This is a genomic window from Caulobacter sp. GW821-FHT12F03, assembly GCF_058806855.1.
On the sequence record NZ_JBXAQC010000002.1, the window covers coordinates 331,081 to 349,325 of the forward strand.

An 18,245-nucleotide genomic window follows, 5' to 3' on the forward strand; every position below is an offset into this window, starting at 1 on the left:
CGAAGACGATCAAGGACGACCCCATGACTGAACGCGTTCTGGTGATCGGCGCCGGCATGGCCGGGCTGTTCACGGCCCTCGCCCTCGGCGGGACCGGGCGGCGGATCGACATTCTCGAACGTGACCCGCCGGCCCCGACAGGCGGCGCGGACGAGGCCTTCTCCGACTGGAACCGGCGCGGCGTCGGCCATCTGCGCCACAGCCACGCCTTCCTCGCCCGTCTGCGCAACCTCGTCGTGGAGCACCATACAGCCCTGCTCGACGACCTGCGCGCCGCCGGCTGCCAGGAGATGAAGTTCGCCGACGGCCTGCCCGCCGCCAGCCGGGATCGCTACCGTCCGGAGCCGGGCGACGAGATCCTGACCGTCATCACCAGCCGCCGCACGACGCTGGAACTGGTCATCCGCCGCTATGTCGAACAGATGCCGGGCGTCACCCTGCACAGCAACGTCAACGTCACCGGCCTGCTCGGCGCGGTAGACGCGGAGGGGCGGTTCGTCTGCGAAGGCCTGCGCGTGAAGGACGGCGATGCCGAGCGGGAGGAACGGGCCGACATCGTCGTCGACGGCGCCGGCCGCACCGACCAGGGCTTCGACTGGCTGGCCGAACAGGGCGTGACCTGGGACGAGGAGAGCGAGGACGCCGGCATCCTCTATTTCACGCGCCACTACCGGTTCCTGCCCGGCCAGGGCGCGCCCGAACGCGGCCCCGTGCCCGGCGCCGGCGACATGGGCTTCCTCAAGTATGGCGTGTTCCCGGCCGACAACGGCTGCTTCTCGATCACCCTGTCGGTGCCCGAGATCGAGGAAACCCTGCGCGTGGCGGTGATGCGGCCGGACGTGTTCGATCACATCTGCCGGCTGCTGCCCGGCGTCGCCCCGTGGATCGCCCCGGACCGCGCCGAACCGGTCGGCAAGGTCTACGGCATGGGGGATCTCAAGAGCCGCTGGCGCTCCACGGTCAGGGACGGCAAGCCGATCGCGCTGAACCTGTTCTTCGTCGGCGACGGCCTGGCCCGGACCAATCCGCTCTACGGCCGGGGCTGCTCGTTCGCGGCGATCGCGGCATACCTTCTGAAGGATGTGCTGGCGTCGGAGACGGACCCCGCGGCGCGCGGCCTCGCCTATCAGGCCGCCATCGACCGGGACATCCGGCCCTATTTCCGGGCCATGCGCGACCAGGACCGCCAGGCCATCCGTCGCGCCCGCAACACCCTCGACCCCGCCTACCGCCCCCGGCTCAAGGCCAGGCTGATGAAGAGCTTCGCCGAGGACGCCATCGCCCCGGCGATCCGCTCCGACCCGGCCCTGCTGCGGGCCTTCATGCGCGGCTTCCACATGCTCGAGCCCTCGACGGCCTGGCTCAAGCGGCCCGAGACCCTCGCCAGCGTTCTGGGGACCTGGGTGAAGCCGAAGGCCCTGAAGCAGCAATATTATCCGCCCCGGCTCGGACCGAACCGGGCGGAACTGTTCGCGGCGCTGGATCTGCCCGCGACGGCGGACGCCGAGCGGCTAGGCCTGCTCCCCGCCTGAGCCGCGCGACGCCTTTTCGGCGATGCCGGAGGTGCCTTCGCGGGCCTCCAGCTTCGCCGCCACGGAGTCCGGCGAGGTCCCCGCCGCGGCAAGCAGCGCCAGCAGGTGATAGATCACGTCGGCGACCTCGGCGGCCAGGTGATCGCGGTCGCCGGACTCCGCCGCCTCAACGGCCTCGCCGGCTTCCTCGATCAGCTTCTTTCCGGCCAGAACCGGGTCGGCCAGCAGCTTCGCGGTCCAGGATTTCGTCGGATCGCCGCCCTTGCGGCTTTCGATCACCGCTTCCAGCCGGGCGATGACGTCGGACAGGCGGCTCATACGAGGACCTTCGAAACGCCGCGCACGGGAATGCCGGCGGCGGCCATGGCGCGCTTGGCCTGCGGGATCGAAACCTCGCCGAAGTGGAAGATCGAGGCGGCCAGCACCGCGTCGGCCCCGCCCAGCTTCACCGCGTCGATCAGATGGTCGGTGTTGCCCGCGCCGCCGCTGGCGATGACCGGGACGCTGACCGCGCCGGTGATGGCCCGCAGCATCGGCAGGTCGTAGCCGGTCTTGGCCCCGTCGCGGTCCATCGAGGTCAGCAGGATCTCGCCCGCGCCCTTCTCCACCGCCCGGGCCGCGTACTCGACCGCGTCGATGCCGGTGTCGTTGCGGCCGCCGTAGGTGAAGATGTTCCAGCCGCCGTCACCGCGCGCCTTGGCGTCGACGGCCACGACCACGCACTGCGAGCCGAAGGCGTCGGCCATGCGCGCGATGACGTCGGGATCCTCGACGGCGGCGGTGTTGATCGAGACCTTGTCGGCCCCGGCGCGCAGCAGCCGCCGGGCGTCCTCGACCGTGCGTACGCCGCCGCCGACCGAGACCGGCATGAAACAGACGTCGGCCGTGCGGGCGATGACATCGAGGATCGCGCCCCGGCCCTCATGGCTGGCGGTGATGTCGAGGAACATCAGCTCGTCCGCCCCGGCCGCGTCATAGGCAGCCGCCTGTTCGACCGGGTCGCCGGCGTCGCGCAGGGCGACGAAGTTGACGCCCTTCACCACGCGGCCGTCCTTGACGTCGAGACAGGGAATGACGCGGACCTTGAGCATCAGCCGGCGATCTTCAGCGCGGCCTGCGGATCGACCGCGCCCTCGTACAGCGACCGGCCGAGCACCGCCCCGGCGATGGCCGCGCCCTTGCGGGCCTTGAGCAGTTCGATGTCGCGCACCGAAGCGATGCCGCCCGAGGCGATCACCGGTATGGCCACGGCGTCGGCGACCTCACCGACCTGGTCGATGTTGACCCCGGTCATGGCCCCGTCGCGGCCGATGTCGGTGACGATCAGGGCCGCGACCCCCGCGTCCTCGAAGCGTTTGGCCAGTTCGATGACGCCGAGGTCCGACCCGCCGACCCAGCCCTCGGTGGCGACCATGCCGTCGCGCGCGTCGATGGCCACGGCGATCTGTTCTGGCCAGGCTTTCGCCGCGGCCTTGACCAGCGCCGGGTCCTTGACCGCGACCGTGCCGAGGATCACGCGGCTGACGCCGCCCTCGATCCAGCCCTCGATCGAGGCCAGGGTCCGCACGCCGCCGCCCAGCTGCACCGGGATCGACACGGCGCCCAGGATGCTGGCCACGGCCTCGCCGTTGACCGGCCGGCCCTCGACCGCGCCGTTCAGGTCGACCACGTGCAGCCACGAAAAGCCCTGCTTCTGGAACAGCGCGGCCTGGTCGGCGGGCGAGTTGTTGAACACGGTCTCCTTGTTCAGGTCCCCATGCAGCAGACGCACGCAGCGCCCGTCCTTCAGATCGATGGCCGGATAAAGGATCACGCGGACGTCTCCAGGAAATTCGCCAGCAGCCTCAGGCCCTGGGACTGGGATTTCTCGGGGTGAAACTGCACCCCCATGATGTTGTTCCGCGCGACCGCCGCGGCGAAGCGGCCGCCGTGGTCGACACTGGCGATCACATGGGACGGATCGGCCGGGGTGAAGGCGAAGCTGTGTGTGAAGTACATCTCCGCGCCCTCGCCCAGACCGGCCAGCAGCGGATGGTCGGCGACCGCCTCCAGCGCGTTCCAGCCCATGTGCGGGATCTTGGCGGCCGGATCGGCCGGATGCAGCCGCGCGACGTCGCCGGCGATCCAGCCCAGGCCCCTCGTCTCGCCGAACTCGAGGCCCCGGTCGGCCAGCAGCTGCATGCCGACGCAGATGCCGAGGAACGGCGCGCCCCGCGTGAGAGCGGCTTCGCCCATGGCCTCGACCATGCCGTCCAGCGCCGTCAGCGCGCCCATGCAGGCGGCGAAGGCGCCGACGCCGGGCAGCACCAGACGGTCGGCCCCGGCGACGACGGCCGGATCGGCGGTGACGACGATGTCGACCGACAGGTCATGCGTCTCCGCCGCGCGGCGGAGCGCCTTTTCGGCCGAGCGAAGGTTGCCCGACCCGTAGTCGATCAGGGCGACGCTCTGCATGGAGATTTCCTACAGCGTGCCCTTGGTGGACGGCGCGCGTCCGTGGGTCTTTGGATCCAGCTCGACCGCCGTCCGCAGCGCGCGGGCCAGGGCCTTGAAGCCGCTTTCGGCGATATGGTGGCTGTTGTCGCCGTAGAGGGTTTCCAGATGCACGCAGGCGCCCGCGTTCATCGCGAAGGCGTGGTGGAATTCCTTGAACAGCTCGGTGTCCATCGACCCGACCAGCGGCGTCTTGAACGCCACCTTCCAGATCAGATAGGCGCGGTTGGAGAGATCCAGCGCGCAGCGCGTCAGGGTCTCGTCCATCGGGATGTAGGCCGAGCCGAAGCGGCGGATGCCCTTGAAGCCGTCCAGCGCCTTGTTCACCGCCTGGCCGAGCACGATGCCGGTGTCCTCGACGGTGTGGTGCATGTCGATGTGCAGGTCGCCCCGGGTCTCGACCTTCAGGTCGAAGCCGCCGTGGCGCGCGAAGCTGTCCAGCATGTGGTCAAAGAAGCCGATGCCGGTGGAAACCGTGGCTTCCCCCGTCCCGTCGAGATCGATCCAGACGCGGATCTGCGTCTCCTTCGTCTCGCGAACAACTTCGGCCGTGCGGGCCATCAGAGCAGTCCTTCCGCCTTCGCCAGGGCCTCGAGCGAGGTCTGGGGTCTGGGGCCGTAGTGGCCGATCACCTCGGCCGCGGCCAGGGCGCCGAGCCGGCCACAGACGTCGAACGACCGTCCGCGGGCCACGCCCAGCAAAAACCCCGCCGCGTATTGGTCGCCGGCGCCGGTCGTGTCCACGACTTTTTCCACCGAATAGGCCGGAATGACGTGCGCCGCCCCGCCCGCGTACACCACCGAGCCGGTTTCGCCCCGGGTGATGGCGCAGATGCCGGCGCGGCCGGCGAGGGCCTGGGCCGCCGCCTCGAAGTCGTCGGTCTGGAACATCGACTTCACCTCGGCTTCGTTGGCCAGGACGATGTCGCATTCGGTCTCGATGAAGCCGAGCAGCACGTCGCGGTGACGCTCGACGACGAAGGAATCCGACAGGGTGATGGCCATCAGCCGTCCGGCGGCGCGCGACAGGCCGGCGGCCTTGGCGAAGGCGCGGCGGGCCTCGGGCGGATCGAACAGGTAGCCCTCAAGGAAGATGATCTTCGCGTTTTCGACCATCGGCGGGTCGATGTCCTCCGGACCCAGCTCGGTCGAGGCGCCGAGGAAGGTGCACATGGTGCGATGGCCGTCGGCGGTGACATTGATCAGGCTGCGGGCCGTGCGCGGGCCGCCGACCAGCGGCCGGGAGTCGAACGCCACGCCGATGGCGTGCATGTCGTGCTCGTAGACCTCGCCCAGCTGGTCGTCGGCGACCTTGCCGAGAAAGGCCGCCCTGCCGCCGAGGCTGGCCACGCCGGCCACCGTGTTGCCGGCCGAGCCGCCCGAGGTCTCGATGCCCGGCGCCATGTGGCCGTAGAGCGCTTCGGCCTGGCCCTCGTCGATCAGCTGCATCGAGTTCTTCACCAGGCCCTGGGCCGCCAGGAAGGCGTCGTCGCAGGGGGCGATCACGTCGACGATGGCGTTGCCGATGGCGGCGACGTCGTAGAGCTCGGTCATGGCGGACGGTTCTGGCGTGGCTGAAGGGTCCGCGCTGGTTACAGGACAAGGCCCGGCGGGGCAAACGCGCGCCCGCGCAAAAGGTGGTCGACTTCCCCCGGGAGAGCCCGGCGACGCTCGGCGCCTCAACTCACAAGGGACGGGACGCCATGGCTGCCTACATGATCTTCATCCGCGACAAGACCACCGACGCCGCCGAGCTGGCGACCTATTCCGGGCTGGCCGGCCCCAGCATGGCCGGTCACGCCGTGACGCCGCACGTGGTCTATGGTCCGCACGAGGTGCTGGAAGGCCCGGCCGTCGAGGGCGTGGTGGTGGTGTCCTTCCCGACGATGGAAGAGGCCAGGGCCTGGTACGACAGTCCGGCCTACACCGCTGCGCGCGCGCACCGCTTCAAGGGCTCGGAATACCGCGTGGTGCTCGTCCAGGGCCTTTGACGCCGGCGCGGTGGTGACATAGGGGCGATGCATGGCCCGCATCGCCCTGCTCACCCCCGCCGCCCACAACCCCTATGTCCGCATCTGGGGTCCGGCGTTCGACCGCCTGACCGCCGCCCTGTCGGGCGCGGGGCTGGAGGTCGTGTCGATGGAATGGCCGAAGGCGGCCGAGGCGGAGGCGGACGCCGTCCTGCCGCTGCTGGCCTGGGGCTACCACCAGGATGCCGCCGACTGGCTGGCGATGCTGGCGGCTCTGGAAGCGAAGGGCGTGAAGGCCATCAACCCGGCCGCCGTCCTGCGCTGGAACACGACCAAGACCTACCTGGCCGACCTCGAGGCCGCCGGCGTGCCGGTGGTGCCGACGGTGTTCGCCGGGCGCGTCGACGATGCGGTGATCGAAACGGCCCGCGCCGAACTGGGGGCCGGAACGCTGGTGGTGAAGCCCCAGGTGTCCGGCGGCTCGCATGAAACGGTGAAACTGGAGCCCGGCGAGGCGCTGGTCGGCGGCCCGAGCGGCGCGGCGATGATCCAGCCCTTCCTGCCGTCCGTGTCCGGCGAGGGCGAGATCTCCCTGCTGCACTTCGACGGCGTGTTCAGCCACGCCATCGGCAAGGTGGCCAGGGAGGGCGACTTCAGGGTCCAGCCGCAGTTCGGCTCGACCATCGGCCCGATCACCCCGCCGCCGGGCGCGCTGGAGGTCGCCGCGAAGGTGCTGGCCGCCGCGCCGGGTCCGCTGACCTACTGCCGCATCGACCTGATCCGCCATCCGGACGGGACCCTGCGACTGATGGAGCTGGAAGCCATCGAGCCCGACCTGTTCCTGGAGCATGCGCCGAAAGCGGGCGCGGTGTTCGCCGCGGCGGTGAAGCGGGCGATCGGATAGGCATTCCTCCCCGCAAGGCGGGGAGGGGAGGAACCCGGTCTCATCCCCCGACGAACAGCTCCGCCGACGGGCACAGGTCGCGCACCTGGCAGCCCGCGCACTTCGGCTTGCGCGCCAGGCAGGTGTAGCGGCCGTGCAGGATCAGCCAGTGGTGGGCGCGGGTCAGGTAGGGCGGCGGCACGATGGCCATCAGGTCGGCCTCGACCTTGTCCGGGGTCTTGCCGGCCGACAGCTTCAGCCGGTGGGCGACGCGGAACACATGGGTGTCGACGGCGATCGCCGGCTCGATGCCCAGCTCGTTGAGCACCACGCTGGCGGTCTTGCGGCCGACGCCGGGCAGGGCCTCCAGATCGGCGCGGTTCAGAGGCGTCCTGCCGCCGTGCTGTTCGAGGATGATCCGCGACAGGGCGATGACGTTCTTCGCCTTGTTGCGGAACAGGCCGATGGAGTTGACGTAGGGGATCAGCCCCGCCTCGCCGAGGGCCAGCATCTGCTCGGGCGTGCTGGCGACCGGAAACAGCTTCGCCGTCGCCTTGTTGACCTGCACGTCGGTGGCCTGGGCCGACAGGGCGACGGCGACCACCAGGGTGAACGGGTCCTGGAACGCCAGCTCGGTGCGCGGATCATCCGACAGGGTCTGGAAACGGTCGAACAGCGCCTGGACGCGGATCTTCTCCTTCGGCGACAGACGTTTCTTCGGCGCGGGCTTTTTCATCGCCGCGAAGATGGCGCGCGCCGCCCGGTTCGCCAAGGCGGACGGTCAGGCTATGCTGGCGGCGAAATCGTTCCGGCGCCGCAAGAACCGGGCGGATTTCGCGTTTCGCCGCGCCTACCTTCGGTCCATGGCTTACGACATGACCCCCACCCGCTCCGCCCCGGCGCCGGCCTCCGGCGTCATCGTGCAACTCGAGGAACGCGCCCGCGACTACGATCGCATGGCCCGCGCCCTGGCCTGGCTGGCCGACCACTGGCGGGACCACCCGTCGCTGGACGAGGCCGCCGACACGGTCGGCCTGTCGCCGTTCCACTTCCAGCGGGTGTTCACCCGCTGGGCGGGCGTCAGCCCGAAGGCCTTTGTCGCCTCGATCGCCCACGCCGAGGCGCGCACCCTGCTGGAGGAGGGCGCCAGCGTGCTCGACGCGGCGCTCGATACCGGCCTGTCCGGGCCTTCGCGGCTGCATGACCTGTTCATCGCCCAGGAAGCGGTGACGCCCGGCGAGGCCCGCCGTCGCGGAGAGGGCCTGACCCTGCGCTGGGGTCTGGCGCCGACGCCGTTCGGCCGGGGCCTGTTCGCGGTCGCCCCGCGCGGCCTGGCCGGCCTCGGCTTCGTCGACGCGGACGGCGAGGAGGCCGCATTCGCCGACATGCACCGCCGCTTCCCGGCCGCCGACTGGGTGCGCGATGACGACACCGCCAGGGACATGGCCGTGCGGGCGTTCGGCGAGGGCGACGGCCCGCTGCCCGTGGTGCTGATCGGCTCGCCGTTCCACATCCAGGTCTGGAAGGCGCTGCTGCGCATCCCGGTCGGGGCCACGGCCACCTACGGCGACGTCGCCCGCTGGGCCGGCAAGCCGAAGGCCTTCCAGGCCACCGGCGCGGCCATCGGGGCCAACCCGGTCAGCCTGCTGATCCCCTGCCACCGGGTCATCGCCCGCGACGGCCGCCTGACCGGCTATCACTGGGGCCTCGGCCGCAAGGCGGCCATGCTGGGCATGGAGGCGGTGGCGAAGGCGGGGTGAGGTTCTCATTCCTCTCCCGGAGGGAGAGGGGGACCATCCGGAGGATGGTGGAGAGGGAGGCGCCGGGGTCGGCCGACTTTCGCCGTTCCCTCTCCGACCCGGCTCCGCCGGGCCACCTCTCCCTCCGGGAGAGGAAGACTCACCCCGCTGCCCCCACCCGTGGAATCAGCAGTTCATCAAACACCACGCGCCAGCCCTCCGGCCGGCGCTGCCAGACGCGCACATAGTGGGCCTTCACCGGCTTGCCCTCCTTGTCCCAACCGGCGGCGCCATAGGTCCAGGCCAGATCCCCCGCCGCCGAGACGCCCCCACCAAATGGCGCGAAGGCGATCTGCCTCGCGCGCCGGTCCAGTTCCGGGCCGAAGGTCCCGCAGCCGGTCGCCGGCGCCATCGGCGACGACTGGATCCGGCCGTCGCAGGCCAGCACCTTGAGATAGGCCGCCTTGCTGTCGGTCTTCGCCCCGGCCGCCAGCGCGGCTTCCGCCGCCTGGACCTTGCTGAAGGCGCCCTCGGGATACAGGCCAGGAACCTTCGGCATGGCGAGGAACCCCGGCATGGCGTCCGGTCCTGGCGAGGCGGACGGGTCGCTGCCGACGCCGCCGTCGAACACCCACTTCCACTGACCGTCGGCCTGCTTCTTCCAGACCGTGAAGTAGTGGCCGCGCCGCTTGCCGCCGACGCTGTAGGGGCCGGTGGTGAAGCCAAGGTCGCCGGAGGCGGCGATGCCGGCCCAGGTCGGCCACCATTCAAGCTTCGGATCCTCGGGACCGTCGTCGGGCGCGGCGAGAAAGGTCTCTCGGGCGTTCACCGGGTCCGGCTGCAGCAGGATGGCGTCCGGGGCCATGTGGGCGAGGAAACTCTTCTTCACCCCCAGGCGATAGCCGTCGGCGGCGAAAGCCCGCTCGGCCGCGACGACGGGGTCGGGCGTGACCGGCGCGACAGCGGCCGCGGCGGGCAGGGCGAGGGCGGCGGCGGCGAGGGCCAGGATCAGGCGCATGTCGGTCTCCGGCGATTTCGTCGGGGAAGGCTACTCCCTGCCCCCGTCCGCGCGGTATGAAATCGCGGTAAGACTTCGCCGCCCACAGGACCGAACTTCCCCATGAGCTTTTCCCAGGCCGAGGTCGAACGCTACGCCCGCCATCTGGTGCTGCGCGAGGTCGGCGGCCCGGGCCAGCAGAAGCTCAGGGCGGCCAGCGTGATGATGATCGGGGCGGGCGGACTCGGCGCCCCGGCGGCCCTCTATCTGGCGGCGGCCGGCGTGGGGCGGATCACCATCGTCGATCCCGACACCGTGGCCCTGTCCAACCTGCAGCGGCAGGTGCTCTACGCGACGGCGGACGTGGGGCAGGACAAGACCGAGGTCACGGCCCGGCGGCTGGCCGCGCTCAACCCCGAGATCGTCATCGACACCCACACCACGGCCCTGACGCCCGGCAACGCCGCCGCCCTGATCGCCGGCCACGACCTGGTGCTCGACGGTACGGACGACTTCGCCACCCGCTTCGCGGTGTCCGACGCCTGTGTCGCGGCCGGGACGACCTTGGTCAGCGGCGCCATCGCCCGCTGGACCGGCCAGGTCGGCGTCTTCTCCGGCAAGCCCTGCTACCGTTGCCTGGTGCCCGACGTTCCGCCGGAGGCCGAGACCTGTTCGGCCGTCGGCGTGGTCGGGGCGCTGGGCGGGGTGATCGGCGCGATGATGGCGCTGGAGGCGATCAAGATCGTCACCGGCGCGGGTGCGCCGCTGGCGGGCCGGCTGCTGATCTACGACGCCCTTGCCGCCGAAACCCGCACCGTGCGCATCGGCGCCGACCCGGCCTGCCCCGCCTGCGGCGCTTGACGGCCGGCCCGGGAGCGGGCGTCATCCGTCCCGCCGGACAGCAAGAGCCGGGCTGGGGTGAGACACCATGAAGACGCTGGGCAGGGTCCTTGTCGGGATCGTCGTCGTTGTCGCCGTGCTGCTGGTCGGCGGCTGGCTGGCCCTGCGCCGGCCGGACATCCCCTGGCCGGCCCTGCAGGCGAAGTACGCCAACAGCGCCTCGCGCTACATGGACCTGCCCGGCGGCCTGAAGGTCCACTACCGCGATCAGGGGCGGCGCGACGGGCCGACGATCGTCATGGTGCACGGCTTCGCCGCCTCGCTGCACACCTGGGAGCCCTGGGTCCAGCGGCTGGGGTCGCGCTACCGCATCATCACCCTCGACCTGCCGGGCTTCGGCCTGACCAGCGCGCCCGAGGGCTACACCCTGACCCGCAGCGGCTTCGTCGACGTCGTCGACGGCGTGACGACGAAGCTCGGCGTGACGAAGTTCGTGCTGGTCGGAAATTCCATGGGCGGCGGCGTGGCCTGGAACTACGCGCTGAAGCATCCCGGGAAGCTGCAGGGCCTGGTGCTTGTCGACGCCGCCGGCTGGCCGCAGCAGCACGCCGACGGCAAGGAGGGCCCGTTCATCTTCAAGGTGCTGCGCAACCCCGTCGGCCGGGCCCTGATCGGCGATCTCGACACCACGGCCATGACCCGCGCCGGCCTGAAGGACGCCTTCGCCCCGACGCCGCAGATGGTCGATGACGCCATGGTCGCCCGCTACGTCGAGATGTCCCGCGCCCCGGGGCATCGCGACATCATCCTGAACCTGATGGGCGGCTTCGACCCGGCCGACGCGGCGACGAAGGCGAAGCTGTCGGCGATCGCCGTCCCGACCCTGGTGATGCACGGCGATACCGACAAGCTGATCCCGGTCAGCCACGCCGCCCTGTTCGGCGGCGCCATCCCCGGTTCGACCGTGATCGTCTATCCCGGGGTCGGTCACGTCCCGATGGAACAGATCGCCGACAAGTCGGCCGCCGACCTCGATGCGTGGCTGAAGACGAAGGTGTGGGTGGCGACGCCCTGAGGCGGATCAGGGACAGACACACTGGGGTATCTGTCCCTCGTTGCCTACAGCATCGCCGGGATGACGCGGTCGGGCGGGCGGTGGCCGTCCATGAAGGTCTTGATGTTGACGATGACCTTCTCGCCCATGTCGATGCGGCCCTCGACAGTGGCCGAGCCCATGTGCGGCAGCAGCACCACGTTGGGCAGCTTGAGCAGCTTGGGATTGATCGCCGGCTCGTGCTCGTAGACGTCCAGGCCGGCGCCGGCGAGTTCGCCGCGGGCCAGCATGTTGGCCAGGGCGCCTTCGTCGATGACCTCGCCGCGGGCGGTGTTGACCACCACGGCCGTCGGCTGCAGCAGCTTCAGCCGGCGGGCCGACAGCAGGTGATAGGTGGCCGGGGTGTGCGGGCAGTTGATGGAGACGATGTCCATCCGCGCCAGCATCTGGTCCAGGCTTTCCCAATAGGTCGCGCCCAGCTCCTCGGCCACGCGCGGGCTGACCGGCTTGCGGTTGTGATAGTGGATCGACAGGCCGAACGCCGCGCCGCGGCGGGCCAGGGCCTGGCCGATGCGGCCCATGCCGATGATGCCCAGCCGCTTGCCCCACAGGCGGCGGCCCAGCATCCAGGTCGGCGACCAGCCCTGGAAGCCGCCCGACTGCACCACGGCCGCGCCTTCGACGATGCGGCGGGTGGAGGCCATGATCAGGCTCATGGTCAGGTCGGCCGTATCCTCGGTCAGGACGCCCGGGGTGTTGGTCACGATCACGCCGCGCTGGTTGGCGGTGGTCACGTCGATGTTGTCGACCCCGGCCCCGAAGTTGGCGATCAGCTTCAGCCGCTCGCCGGCCCGCGACAGCAGGCGCGAGTCGAGACGGTCGGTGATGGTCGGCACCAGAACGTCACAGCGATTCATCGCGTCGACGAGCTCGTCCGGCGTCATCGGCCGGTCGTCGACGTTGAGTTCGGTGTCGAACAGCTCCCGCATCCGGGTTTCCACGGGATCGGGCAGCTTGCGCGTGACGACGACTTTAGGCTTCTTGGCGGCCATGGACGCTTTCAATAACGGCGTTGGCCCCTCGGGGGGTCATCGCACCCTTAGCAAAGGCCCGGCGCAGGGCCAAGGCAGGCTGCGGCCGTTTAGGGCCCGGTTTGGCGCTTTGCCGGTAAAGTTGGCGGCCCTGGGGCTGGCGCTGACCCTTTCGGCCTGCGGGGCGAGGGGCCAGGAGACCTGCGACACGCCCTCGACCCTGCCCGTGCCGCGCTTCGTGTCGCTCAAATTCGGCGAGGTCTACGCCCGCAAGGGGCCCGGCGAGGACTACCGCATCCTGTGGGTGTGGCGCTCGAAGGGCATGCCGCTGGAGGTGGTGGCCGAGACCAGCGACTGGCGCCGCGTGCGCGGCCCCGACGGGGCGATCGCCTGGGCGCACAAGCGCGGCATCGACGGCCGGCTGACGGTCATGCGGGTCAAGCCCGGGGCCCTGGCCATGCTGGCCGCGCCCAAACCGGGCGCCCGCGTCGTCGCCTGGCTGTCGCCCAACGCCATCGCCGCCCTCGACAAGAGCGAAGGCGACTGGCGGAAGATCAAGGCGGGCGGCGAAACCGGCTGGGTCCCTGCGGCCGAGGTCTGGGGCGCCGGCGGCCCGACACCCTGTCGTCCGCGCGAAGATTGAGGCGCCCGCCCCCGCGTGGTAACCCCGCGCCAGTCAGGCCGCGCGGACGCGGCGAAGTTTCGGTGACGCATGACCTCGACGACCCCGGCCCCCATGGCCCAGTCCAGCTACAGCTATGACGATCTGATCGCCTGCGGCCGTGACGAAACCTTCGGCCCCGGCAACGCCCAGCTGCCGATGCCGCCGATGCTGATGTTCGACCGCATCACCCAGATCAACGCCGACGGCGGCGCGCACGGCAAGGGCTACGTCGAGGCTGAACTCGATATCAATCCGGACCTGTGGTTCTTCGCCTGCCACTTCAACAACGACCCGGTGATGCCCGGCTGCCTCGGCCTCGACGCCATGTGGCAGCTGGTCGGCTTCTACCTGGGCTGGATCGGCGGCCCGGGCCGCGGCCGGGCCCTGGGCGTCGGCGAGGTGAAGTTCACCGGCGAGGTTACCCCCGACGTGAAGAAGGTCGTCTACCGCATCGAGCTCAAGCGGGTGATCAACCGCCGGCTCGTTATGGGGATAGGTGACGGGGTGCTGGAAGCTGACGGCAAGCTTATCTATGAGGCGAAAGACCTCCGGGTTGGCCTGTTCATTCCGGGCGCCAGCGCCTGATCAGGCCGGTCTCTGGACAAGATCCGGCCCGAACCGGGGGCGGATGGGGGAATTAGGGAGTCGTCATGCGTCGCGTCGTCGTTACCGGCATCGGTATCGTGTCCTCGATCGGGTCCAGCGCCAACGAGGTCGTCGCCTCCCTGCGCGAGGCCAGGTCCGGGGTGAAGTTCGCCCAGTCCTACGCCGATCTCGGTTTCCGTTCGCAGGTCGAGGCCGCGCCCGACTGTGACTGGGAGGCGCTGGTCGACCGTCGCGCCGCCCGCTTCCTCGCCGAGGGCACCGGCTGGGCCCACGTGGCCATGGAACAGGCGATCGCCGATTCCGGCCTCGAGGAGAGCGAGGTCTCCAACGACCACACCGGCCTGATCGTCGGCTCCGGCGGCCCCTCCACCCGCGCCATCATCCAGGCCGCCGAGACCACCCGCGAGAAGGGCCCCAAGCGCATCGGCCCGTTCGCCGTGCCCAAGGCCATGAGCTCGGGCGCCTCGGCGACCCTGGCCACCTGGTTCAAGATTCGCGGCCTGAACTTCTCGATCAGCTCGGCCTGCGCCACCTCCACCCACTGCATCGGCTCGGCCTACGAGCAGATCCTCCTGGGCAAGCAGGACGTGGTCTTCGCCGGCGGCGCCGAGGAGCTCGACTGGTCGCTGTCGAACATGTTCGACGCCATGGGCGCCATGAGCAGCAACTTCAACGACCGGCCGGCCGTGGCCAGCCGCGCCTACGACCTGAACCGCGACGGCTTCGTCATCGCCGGCGGCGCGGGCATCGTGGTGCTGGAAGAGTACGAGCGGGCCAAGGCCCGCGGCGCGAAGATCTACGGCGAAATCGTCGGCTACGCGGCCAATTCGGACGGCTACGACATGGTCGCCCCGTCGGGCGAGGGCGCGGTCCGCTGCATGACCCTGGCCATGGCCGGCGCGGGCAACCGCACGATCGACTACCTCAACCCGCACGGCACCTCGACGCCGGTCGGCGACCTGAAGGAGATGGAGGCGGTCCGCCAGGTGTTCGGCAAGAAGGCCCCGGCCATCTCCTCCACCAAGTCGCTCACCGGTCACTCACTCGGCGCCGCCGGCGCCCAGGAGGCGATCTACAGCCTGCTGATGCTGAACAACGGCTTCCTCGCCGAAAGCGCCAACATCGAGACCCTTGATCCCGCCTTCGAGGACATGCCGATCCTGCTCAAGCGCGAAGACCGCCAGGTCGAGACGGTGATGTCCAACAGCTTCGGCTTCGGCGGCACCAACGGCTGCCTGGTGATGGCGCGGGTCTAGCGCACGGCACAAGCAACTTGCGTCCTTCGAGACGGCTGCTTACGCAGCCTCCTCAGGATGACGGGCGGAGAGGGCCGCTAACCCTCTTCGTCATGGTGAGGAGCGCCCGCGAGGGCGCGTCTCGAACCACGCACGGATAGGGAACCACCCATGGCCGACGACTACACCTTCCCCAAGGGCGAGCTGATGAAGGGCAAGAAAGCCCTGATCACCGGGGTGGCGAACCACAATTCCATCGCCTGGGGCATCGCCTCGCAGCTGGCCGCCCAGGGCGCCGAGCTGGCCTTCGCCTACATGCCGGACATGGAAAAGCGCGTCCGCCCGCTCGGCGAGAGCATCGGCGTGAAGACCTTCGTGCCCATGGAGGTCACCGACGACGCCTCGATGGACGCGGCCTTCGCCCAGATCGAAAAGGAACTGGGCACGCTCGACGCCTTCCTTCACTCGATCGCCTTCGCCAACAAGGATGAGCTCAAGGGGTCGTTCGTCGAGAACACCACCCGCGAGGGCTTCCTGCGGGCGATGAACATCTCGGCTTTCAGCTTCGTCGACACGGCCAGGCGCGCGGCGCGCCTGATGCCCAACGGCGGGTCGATGGTCACCATGACCTATCTCGGCGCCGAGCGGGTCATCCCCAACTACAACACCATGGGCGTGGCCAAGGCGGCGCTCGAGGCGGCGACCCGCTATATCGCCCGCGACCTGGGTCCCAAGGGCATCCGGGTCAACGCCATCTCGGCCGGGGCCATGCGCACCCTGTCGCTGGCGGGCATCTCCGGCGGACGCGGCATGATCAGCCAGGGCCGCGCCTTCAGCGCGCTGAAGGAAGACACCTCGATGGAGGGCGTGGCCGGGGCGGCGCTGTGGCTGCTGTCGGATCTGGGCCGGTCGACCACCGGCGAGGTGGTGCACGTCGACGCCGGCTTCCACATGATCGGCCTGCCGGACGGCGAGCCCGCCGAGGGCTAGACCGCGTAGGCCCGCATGAAGATGCGGGCCGCCTCGGTCGCCGAGGCGTCGATCTCGTCCTCGCTCAGGTCGGGCGCGAGATTGAGCAGCGCTTTGGTCTGCCGGTGGCCCAGCACCATGCCGCCGAAGAACTCCGCCGCCTGCAGCGGATTGTGCACGGCCATGCGGCCCGCGCGGGTCTCGAGTTCGAGAAACTGCGCCAGCTGGGCCCGCGAATGCTTGGGACCGGCTTCCAGCACCTCGCGCGCCAGATCGGGCATCGCCCCGGCGCTCTGGATGGTCACCCGCATCAGGGCGTAGTTCTTGTTGCTGACCAGGGTCAGCAGGGTGCGGGCGTAGGCCTTGAGGGTTTCCTCGGGATGCTGGTCCGCCCCGGCCTCGCGCAGCGGCGCGGTGATGCTCGCCACCCGCCGCTCGACCAGCGCCCGGACCAGATCGGCCTTCGAGCCGTAGTGGTTGTAGACCGTCTGTTTCGAGACCTTGGCCCGACGGGCGATCTCCTCCATCGGCGCGGCCAGGCCGCGTTCGCCCAGCACCTCCGAGGCGGCGTCGAGGATCGCCTCGCTCTTCACGGCGTCGATCTGTCCAACGATGCGGGGCATCAGTGCGCGGGCTCCGTCATGGAGCGCCCGCCCGGCGGGACCTTGCCCGGCCTGGCCAGCAGGGCGAGGAAGGCGGCCATGATGGCGCAGACGGCCATGAAGGCGAAGGCGTCGCCGAAGGCCAGGATCTGGGCCTTCTGCGCGATCATGTAGTGCATCGCCTTGTAGGCGGCGCCCTGCGGATCGGCCACGCCCAGTTGCTGGAAGCGCGCGGTCAGGCCGGCCAGCATGGCCTGGCCCTCGACGCTGCCGCGGTCCATGCGCGAGACCATGTCGTTCATGTGCACGGCGCTCTGGGTCGTCAGGTTGCTGGCGATGACCGCCATGCCGATGGCCCCGGCCGTGTTGCGCGACAGGTTCAGCAGGCCCGAGGCGTCCTTGATCAGATGCAGCGGCAGGGTGCTCATGGTCATCTGGGTCGAGGCGATCATCGCGGTCATCACCCCCACGCCGCGGAACGCCTGCACGGCCGCGAACTCGACGAAGCCCCACTCGCCGTTCAGGTCGTGGCCCAGCCACATGCCCCAGGCGACCATGCTGTAGCCGATGAAGATCGGAATGCGCGGATCGACCCGCCGCACCCAGCGGCCGGCCAGCGGGCCGGTTATGAACATGGCGATGCCCGAGACCAGCATGGTGGTGCCGACCTCCGAGGCCGAGAACCCGCGCACGCGGCCGAGATAGAGGGGCAGCAGGAAGGTCCCGCCATAGAGCGCCAGGCCCGACGTCGCGCCCATCACCAGACCCAGGCTGAAGTTTCGGTCGGCCAGGGCCTTCAGCTGGATGATCGGCTGGAAGTAGGTCAGCTGCCGCCAGACGAAGGCCACGCCGGTCACCGTCGCCAGCACCGTCAGCCACAGGATGGTGTCGTCCTGGAACCAGTTGTCCTTGGCCCCCTCCTCGACGACGTACTGCATGCTCATCAGGAACACGGCCATCAACGCCAGGCCGAACCAGTCGAAGTTCTGCGCCAGCCGGCGGTCGCCCTTGTCGAAGTTGCCGTAGCGCCCGACGAGAAACAGGCTGAGCAGGCCCGGCCCGACGTTGATGAAGAACAGCCAGCGCCAGTTCAGCCAGTCGGTCAGGTGGCCGCCCAGCGTCGGGCCGACCGTCGGGGCCAGCGTCACGATCATGCCGGTGACGACGTTGGCCGTGACCCGGCGCTCGGGCGGGAAGGCGCTGAAGGCCGTGGCGAACACCGTCGGCACCATGGCCCCGCCGATGAACCCCTGCAGGGCCCGACAGGCGATCATCATGTCGATGTTGGTCGACAGGCCGGCCAGCACGCTCATCAGCAGGAAGCCGCCGCAGCTGGCCATGAACACCCGCTGGGTGCCCCACAGCCTTGCCAGATAGGCCGACAGCGGGATCATCACCACTTCGGGGATCAGGTAGGCGGTCTGGATCCAGCTGACCTGGTCGGCGCTGGCCTCGATCCCCGCCTGAATCTGCGGCAGGGAAGCGGCGACGATCTGGATGTCGAGGATGGCCATGAACTGGCCGATCGCCATCCCGCCGAAGCCGAGGAACAGCATCGTCCAGTTGACCGCCGGAGCCGCCGCCGCGGCGGGAGGGGTGGCCGGACCGCTGAGGGTCGCGGTGGTCATGGC

General features: G+C 70.0%; 21 protein-coding genes. 10 read left to right on the forward strand and 11 right to left on the reverse strand.

The window, feature by feature from the left end:
- Positions 1-23 precede the first annotated feature (23 nt).
- Entirely contained in the window at positions 24-1,532 is a 1,509-nt protein-coding gene (locus AC1RN0_RS07080; protein WP_492786730.1) for an FAD-dependent oxidoreductase, read from the forward strand.
- Here AC1RN0_RS07080 and hisE read toward each other — a convergent pair.
- Genes hisE through AC1RN0_RS07110 form a run of 6 tightly spaced genes read right to left on the reverse strand, consistent with a single transcriptional unit; the run spans position 1,512 to position 5,578 of the window.
- Positions 1,512-1,850 (reverse strand): phosphoribosyl-ATP diphosphatase, encoded by a 339-nt coding sequence (gene hisE / locus AC1RN0_RS07085; RefSeq protein ID WP_492786731.1) that lies wholly within the window; start codon positions 1,848-1,850, stop codon positions 1,512-1,514. The genes AC1RN0_RS07080 and hisE overlap by 21 nt on opposite strands.
- On the reverse strand, positions 1,847-2,623 hold the full coding sequence (gene hisF, locus AC1RN0_RS07090) for an imidazole glycerol phosphate synthase subunit HisF (protein ID WP_492786732.1): 777 nt from the start codon (positions 2,621-2,623) through the stop codon (positions 1,847-1,849). Before hisF ends, hisE begins: the two co-directional genes overlap by 4 nt.
- A complete protein-coding gene (gene hisA, locus AC1RN0_RS07095; protein ID WP_492786733.1) occupies positions 2,623-3,345 on the reverse strand; it encodes a 1-(5-phosphoribosyl)-5-[(5-phosphoribosylamino)methylideneamino]imidazole-4-carboxamide isomerase in 723 nt (240 codons plus the stop codon). Before hisA ends, hisF begins: the two co-directional genes overlap by 1 nt.
- Positions 3,342-3,986, reverse strand: a complete 645-nt coding sequence (hisH, locus tag AC1RN0_RS07100) for an imidazole glycerol phosphate synthase subunit HisH (RefSeq protein ID WP_492786734.1) — start codon at positions 3,984-3,986, stop codon at positions 3,342-3,344. The genes hisA and hisH overlap by 4 nt, the downstream gene beginning before the upstream one ends.
- Positions 3,987-3,995: 9 nt before the next feature.
- A complete protein-coding gene (gene hisB, locus AC1RN0_RS07105; protein WP_492786735.1) occupies positions 3,996-4,586 on the reverse strand; it encodes an imidazoleglycerol-phosphate dehydratase HisB in 591 nt (196 codons plus the stop codon).
- Positions 4,586-5,578 carry an adenosine kinase gene (locus tag AC1RN0_RS07110; protein WP_492786736.1) on the reverse strand — a complete coding sequence of 331 codons (993 nt, stop codon included), beginning with the start codon at positions 5,576-5,578 and terminating at the stop codon, positions 4,586-4,588. Before AC1RN0_RS07110 ends, hisB begins: the two co-directional genes overlap by 1 nt.
- Before the next feature lie 149 nt (positions 5,579-5,727).
- Here AC1RN0_RS07110 and AC1RN0_RS07115 point away from each other — a divergent pair, with 149 nt between their 5' ends.
- A complete protein-coding gene (locus tag AC1RN0_RS07115; protein WP_492786737.1) occupies positions 5,728-6,015 on the forward strand; it encodes a DUF1330 domain-containing protein in 288 nt (95 codons plus the stop codon).
- Positions 6,016-6,046: 31 nt separating this feature from the next.
- The gene (locus tag AC1RN0_RS07120; RefSeq protein WP_492786738.1) at positions 6,047-6,898 is read left to right on the forward strand and encodes an ATP-grasp domain-containing protein; all 852 of its coding nucleotides are present in this window, start codon (positions 6,047-6,049) and stop codon (positions 6,896-6,898) included.
- 40 nt (positions 6,899-6,938) lie between these two features.
- Here the strand turns inward: AC1RN0_RS07120 and nth are convergent, their stop codons facing one another.
- Complete coding sequence (gene nth, locus AC1RN0_RS07125; RefSeq protein ID WP_492787002.1) at positions 6,939-7,613, reverse strand: endonuclease III; 675 nt, start codon at positions 7,611-7,613, stop codon at positions 6,939-6,941.
- A 139-nt stretch (positions 7,614-7,752) separates the two neighbouring features.
- Between nth and AC1RN0_RS07130 the strand changes: the two genes are divergently transcribed.
- Positions 7,753-8,637 carry a methylated-DNA--[protein]-cysteine S-methyltransferase gene (locus tag AC1RN0_RS07130; RefSeq protein WP_492786739.1) on the forward strand — a complete coding sequence of 295 codons (885 nt, stop codon included), beginning with the start codon at positions 7,753-7,755 and terminating at the stop codon, positions 8,635-8,637.
- 139 nt (positions 8,638-8,776) lie between these two features.
- On the opposite strand, the gene AC1RN0_RS07135 is transcribed toward AC1RN0_RS07130, so the two are convergent.
- Positions 8,777-9,634 carry a YybH family protein gene (locus AC1RN0_RS07135; RefSeq protein WP_492786740.1) on the reverse strand — a complete coding sequence of 286 codons (858 nt, stop codon included), beginning with the start codon at positions 9,632-9,634 and terminating at the stop codon, positions 8,777-8,779.
- Positions 9,635-9,736: 102 nt separating this feature from the next.
- Here AC1RN0_RS07135 and AC1RN0_RS07140 point away from each other — a divergent pair, with 102 nt between their 5' ends.
- Entirely contained in the window at positions 9,737-10,474 is a 738-nt protein-coding gene (locus AC1RN0_RS07140; RefSeq protein WP_492786741.1) for a HesA/MoeB/ThiF family protein, read from the forward strand.
- Positions 10,475-10,541: 67 nt separating this feature from the next.
- Complete coding sequence (locus AC1RN0_RS07145) at positions 10,542-11,528, forward strand: alpha/beta fold hydrolase (protein ID WP_492786742.1); 987 nt, start codon at positions 10,542-10,544, stop codon at positions 11,526-11,528.
- 44 nt (positions 11,529-11,572) lie between these two features.
- Here the strand turns inward: AC1RN0_RS07145 and AC1RN0_RS07150 are convergent, their stop codons facing one another.
- Positions 11,573-12,559: a 2-hydroxyacid dehydrogenase gene (locus AC1RN0_RS07150; protein ID WP_492786743.1), complete on the reverse strand. Its 987-nt coding sequence runs from the start codon at positions 12,557-12,559 to the stop codon at positions 11,573-11,575.
- 109 nt (positions 12,560-12,668) lie between these two features.
- Here AC1RN0_RS07150 and AC1RN0_RS07155 point away from each other — a divergent pair, with 109 nt between their 5' ends.
- The 4 genes from AC1RN0_RS07155 (at position 12,669) to AC1RN0_RS07170 (ending at position 16,033) form a co-directional block, all read left to right on the forward strand.
- Positions 12,669-13,181: an SH3 domain-containing protein gene (locus tag AC1RN0_RS07155; RefSeq protein WP_492786744.1), complete on the forward strand. Its 513-nt coding sequence runs from the start codon at positions 12,669-12,671 to the stop codon at positions 13,179-13,181.
- A gap of 93 nt (positions 13,182-13,274) precedes the next feature.
- Positions 13,275-13,787, forward strand: coding sequence for a 3-hydroxyacyl-[acyl-carrier-protein] dehydratase FabA (gene fabA, locus AC1RN0_RS07160; protein ID WP_492787003.1), 513 nt, complete (start codon positions 13,275-13,277; stop codon positions 13,785-13,787).
- 65 nt (positions 13,788-13,852) lie between these two features.
- On the forward strand, positions 13,853-15,064 hold the full coding sequence (gene fabB / locus AC1RN0_RS07165) for a beta-ketoacyl-ACP synthase I (protein WP_492786745.1): 1,212 nt from the start codon (positions 13,853-13,855) through the stop codon (positions 15,062-15,064).
- A 150-nt stretch (positions 15,065-15,214) separates the two neighbouring features.
- Positions 15,215-16,033: an enoyl-ACP reductase FabI gene (locus AC1RN0_RS07170; RefSeq protein ID WP_492786746.1), complete on the forward strand. Its 819-nt coding sequence runs from the start codon at positions 15,215-15,217 to the stop codon at positions 16,031-16,033.
- On the opposite strand, the gene AC1RN0_RS07175 is transcribed toward AC1RN0_RS07170, so the two are convergent.
- Positions 16,030-16,635 (reverse strand): TetR/AcrR family transcriptional regulator, encoded by a 606-nt coding sequence (locus AC1RN0_RS07175; RefSeq protein WP_492786747.1) that lies wholly within the window; start codon positions 16,633-16,635, stop codon positions 16,030-16,032. The genes AC1RN0_RS07170 and AC1RN0_RS07175 overlap by 4 nt on opposite strands.
- On the reverse strand, positions 16,635-18,242 hold the full coding sequence (locus AC1RN0_RS07180) for a DHA2 family efflux MFS transporter permease subunit (RefSeq protein ID WP_492786748.1): 1,608 nt from the start codon (positions 18,240-18,242) through the stop codon (positions 16,635-16,637). The genes AC1RN0_RS07175 and AC1RN0_RS07180 overlap by 1 nt, the downstream gene beginning before the upstream one ends.
- Between the last annotated feature and the right edge of the window lie 3 nt (positions 18,243-18,245).

Coding starts and splice junctions, on each gene's coding strand:
- AC1RN0_RS07080 (WP_492786730.1), top strand. CDS start 24: ATGACTGAACGCGTTCTGGTGATCGGCGCCGGCATGGCCGGGCTGTTC.
- hisE (WP_492786731.1), bottom strand. CDS start 1,850: ATGAGCCGCCTGTCCGACGTCATCGCCCGGCTGGAAGCGGTGATCGAA.
- hisF (WP_492786732.1), bottom strand. CDS start 2,623: ATGCTCAAGGTCCGCGTCATTCCCTGTCTCGACGTCAAGGACGGCCGC.
- hisH (WP_492786734.1), bottom strand. CDS start 3,986: ATGCAGAGCGTCGCCCTGATCGACTACGGGTCGGGCAACCTTCGCTCG.
- hisB (WP_492786735.1), bottom strand. CDS start 4,586: ATGGCCCGCACGGCCGAAGTTGTTCGCGAGACGAAGGAGACGCAGATC.
- AC1RN0_RS07110 (WP_492786736.1), bottom strand. CDS start 5,578: ATGACCGAGCTCTACGACGTCGCCGCCATCGGCAACGCCATCGTCGAC.
- AC1RN0_RS07115 (WP_492786737.1), top strand. CDS start 5,728: ATGGCTGCCTACATGATCTTCATCCGCGACAAGACCACCGACGCCGCC.
- AC1RN0_RS07120 (WP_492786738.1), top strand. CDS start 6,047: ATGGCCCGCATCGCCCTGCTCACCCCCGCCGCCCACAACCCCTATGTC.
- nth (WP_492787002.1), bottom strand. CDS start 7,613: ATGAAAAAGCCCGCGCCGAAGAAACGTCTGTCGCCGAAGGAGAAGATC.
- AC1RN0_RS07130 (WP_492786739.1), top strand. CDS start 7,753: ATGACCCCCACCCGCTCCGCCCCGGCGCCGGCCTCCGGCGTCATCGTG.
- AC1RN0_RS07135 (WP_492786740.1), bottom strand. CDS start 9,634: ATGCGCCTGATCCTGGCCCTCGCCGCCGCCGCCCTCGCCCTGCCCGCC.
- AC1RN0_RS07140 (WP_492786741.1), top strand. CDS start 9,737: ATGAGCTTTTCCCAGGCCGAGGTCGAACGCTACGCCCGCCATCTGGTG.
- AC1RN0_RS07145 (WP_492786742.1), top strand. CDS start 10,542: ATGAAGACGCTGGGCAGGGTCCTTGTCGGGATCGTCGTCGTTGTCGCC.
- AC1RN0_RS07150 (WP_492786743.1), bottom strand. CDS start 12,559: ATGGCCGCCAAGAAGCCTAAAGTCGTCGTCACGCGCAAGCTGCCCGAT.
- fabA (WP_492787003.1), top strand. CDS start 13,275: ATGGCCCAGTCCAGCTACAGCTATGACGATCTGATCGCCTGCGGCCGT.
- fabB (WP_492786745.1), top strand. CDS start 13,853: ATGCGTCGCGTCGTCGTTACCGGCATCGGTATCGTGTCCTCGATCGGG.
- AC1RN0_RS07170 (WP_492786746.1), top strand. CDS start 15,215: ATGGCCGACGACTACACCTTCCCCAAGGGCGAGCTGATGAAGGGCAAG.
- AC1RN0_RS07175 (WP_492786747.1), bottom strand. CDS start 16,635: ATGCCCCGCATCGTTGGACAGATCGACGCCGTGAAGAGCGAGGCGATC.
- AC1RN0_RS07180 (WP_492786748.1), bottom strand. CDS start 18,242: ATGACCACCGCGACCCTCAGCGGTCCGGCCACCCCTCCCGCCGCGGCG.